A 3,058-nucleotide genomic window follows, 5' to 3' on the forward strand; every position below is an offset into this window, starting at 1 on the left:
CCCGGCTTCGCGCCGCCACGCGCCTGCTGGGGGCCGTGGCGGTGTCGCCGGTGTACGAGACCGCACCTGTCGGCGGGCCCGACCAGGACGATTATCTCAACGCGGTGGTGCTGGTCCCGGCAGCGTCACCGCGGGACCTGCTCGCCGCGGCGCGGTCGGCCGAGGACGCCGCATCCCGGGTGCGGAGCGTCCGCTGGGGCCCCCGTACCCTGGATGTTGACGTGATCGCGTGCGGTGACCTGGCCAGCGACGATCCGGACATCCTGATCCCGCATCCACGCGCTCACATGCGTGCGTTCGTCTGTGTGCCGTGGCTGGACGTCGACCCGGACGCGGTGCTGCCCGGGCATGGCCGGGTCGAGGACCTGGTGGCTGGTCTGGACGTGTCCGGGGTCCGCCGGACGCCGTGGAGCCTGTGCGGGTGAAGCCGACGCGGGTGCGGGAGCTGGTGGCGGCAGCCGTGGTGGTCGGCGTGCTGGCGTACGTGTTCCTGACCTTCACCTATCGGGACCTGCCGCGATTCCCACGGACGGCGCCGCTGTCGCTGTTCATTGTCGGGCTGGTGGAGGCACAGACCGCCTCCATCACCCGACGCCGGTTGCAGGGGCGTCCGGGCACGAGGCCGATCCTGCCGTTGACCGTTGCCCGGCTGGCGGCGCTGGCGAAGGCGAGCAGTCTGGCCGGCGCCGCGCTCGTGGGGGCGTGGGCGGCCGTGCTCGGTTACGTGCTGCCGCGCCTGGGCGAGTTCGGTACGGCCGGCACCGACGCGGTCACCGCCGCTCTCGGGGTCTCGGCGGCGTTGGTGCTCCTCGTCAGCGGGCTCCTGCTCGAGCGTGTGTGTCGGATCCCGAAGTCCTAGGACGACCAAGATAAGGATCTCATGATCCGGCGCTTGTCAACTGGGCGCGCGCAACGCCAGCGCAACGCCGTGGTACACCGATGGGGGACATATAGCTTGGGCGCGGATCGTAAGGAGGTCAGTCGGTGGCCGACGGTGTGCGACGCTCTGACGCGGCGAATCCGCGTCGACCCGGAGTCGCGGACGGTGCGCCGGAGTCGGCGGCCTACCCCGACGCAAGACCGGCCTCCGCGAGCCGCGGCGGTTACCCTCCGGCTTCCTACCAGAACCAGGATGCTGATCGCCGCCATGACGCCCGTCCATATCAGGGCTCTGACTCCTATCGGAATCCTGACTTCCACCAGGATTCCGCTTCCTATCAGACATCCGCGGGTCCTTATCCGGTGTCCGGGGGATATCAGCCGTCCAACGGGTATCCCCCGCCGGGTCCGGGACGGGGACCCGGACCCGGTTCGTACCCGGACCCGCGGGCACCTGGTCCTCACCAGACACAGGGCGCACCGCCGCAGGCCGGATACGGCCGGGACGAGTTGGGCCCCGGTTACGGGGCCGGGGCGGGTTACCGCGGTGAGCCTGCATCCGGCGGTTACGCTTCGCCGGCCGGCGTTTCCACCCCCGACTTCTACAGTGAGCAGACCCGTCTCGCGTCAGGGGCCAGGCAGGCTGGGCTGCCACCGGTCGATCCGGGTTTGCGCGCCGAGGAGCCCTACCGGGAGGAGCCTTACCGCCCGCCCGCACCCCGCCCGCAGGCACGGCCGGGCGGTTTCGGTGGCCATCAGCCCGCTGCGTCCAACCTCCGGCAGGGGGGCCAATATCAACCCGGTGCGCCCTACCCGCCGGATGGCGCCGGCTATCCGGCGGCTCCTTCCGGCCCCGGTGCATACCAGCCGCCGGTGGACTTCGAAGCGGGCTACCCCGGTGGTGGGGAGGCAGGCGCCGCGCGGGACGCTGCGGCAGCGACGGCCGCGCCCCCCACGACCGTAGGTGGTTTCCCGCCGTCCCGGGCGGGCGGTCAGGGCGGGACGACCGGGCGGCGGCCACTTGCACCACCTGCGCCACTTGCACCACCTGCGCCACCGCTGTCCCGGCTGCCACGGGATCCGTTGCCGGTCGACGGGCCGGCAACGGACGACATGATGGCCCTCGCGGACCTGCGACTGAGGCAGGGTGGCGACCGCGCCGAGCGCCCGGACGGTGTTCCCCCGCCCAGGACCAGGCAGGCGGGTGCCGACATGTCGGCACCCGCGGCCCGTCGAGCTGGATCGCAGCGATCCGGCCGCAGGGCGAGCTCGTCGGCTGCCGACCAGAGCACCGGCGAGCAGGTCGGCGCGGTCCGCTCCGATCACGGCAGGCGCCGGGACGAGCGAAGCAGCCCCCGGTCGACGGATCGATCCGCGAGCCGGTCCACGGACCGGTCCGCGGAGGGCACCGGAACACGCCAGAACCGTCCGCGTGATGCCGCCGGAGTCACTCCGCTGCTGCGTCGACTGCTTTACGCGGTGGTGATTCTCGGTGTCGCCTTTGCCCTCGGAGGTGGGGCCGGGTTCGTGTGGCAGAAGATCAGTTCGAGCGGGAGCGGTGACAAAGCCGGCGCCACGGCCCGGCCGTCCACCGCGGCTGGCAGCACGGCCGGCGCCTCCGCCGGGCCCGGGGCGTCCGCGGGCCGGCCGCCGGCCGCAACAGCAGCCCCGGCGACTGTTCCAGCCGACTGGGTCGCTGTCGCCGACGCACAGCAGAAGGCGAAGTTCTCCCATCCGCCGGGTTGGAAACAACGCCGGGACAACACGGGGGTCTTCTTCGGTGAGCCGCCGGTGGGGAGCGTGACGTCCGGCGGCCCGCAGATGGTCGGCGTCGCCCGGGTTGCCGCGTCGGACCAGGCGGCTGCGCTCAACATCGTCCAGGATTCGGAATTCGCCAGTCAGCCAGGACTGACCAAGGACGGCTCCCGGGTGGTGACGGACTCCAGCGGCGCGCAGGTCCAGGAGTGGGTCGGCTCGTACCTGCGCGAAGGGCAGCGGGTGACCTATGTGATGCGGACGCTACCGGCCGGGGACGTGGTCTATGTCCTGATCTCCCGGTCGTCGGCGGAGTCGGCGGACACCGCGACCGCGCTGATCGGGAGCTTGCGCGCGTCCTTCAGCCCCGCATGATCTTGAGGTTCCCGGGGTTCCCGGGGTTCCCGGGGTTCCCGGGGTTCCC

At 72.0% G+C, this 3,058-nt stretch carries 3 protein-coding genes; all 3 read left to right on the forward strand.

Annotated features, from left to right (window positions below; all coding sequences use genetic code 11):
• The coding region (gene folK / locus DD1DGNOD_RS01145; protein ID WP_131769248.1) for a 2-amino-4-hydroxy-6-hydroxymethyldihydropteridine diphosphokinase at nucleotides 1–425 on the forward strand (425 nt) is incomplete at its 5' end.
• Nucleotides 422–859: a DUF3180 domain-containing protein gene (locus DD1DGNOD_RS01150; RefSeq protein ID WP_131764759.1), complete on the forward strand. Its 438-nt coding sequence runs from the start codon at nucleotides 422–424 to the stop codon at nucleotides 857–859. The genes folK and DD1DGNOD_RS01150, both read left to right, overlap by 4 nt.
• 893 nt (nucleotides 860–1,752) lie before the next feature.
• A complete protein-coding gene (locus DD1DGNOD_RS27610) occupies nucleotides 1,753–3,009 on the forward strand; it encodes a hypothetical protein (protein ID WP_206442868.1) in 1,257 nt (418 codons plus the stop codon).
• Nucleotides 3,010–3,058 lie beyond the last annotated feature (49 nt).

The organism is Candidatus Protofrankia californiensis (assembly GCF_900634765.1).
Classification (GTDB): Bacteria; Actinomycetota; Actinomycetes; order Frankiales; family Frankiaceae; genus Protofrankia; species Protofrankia californiensis.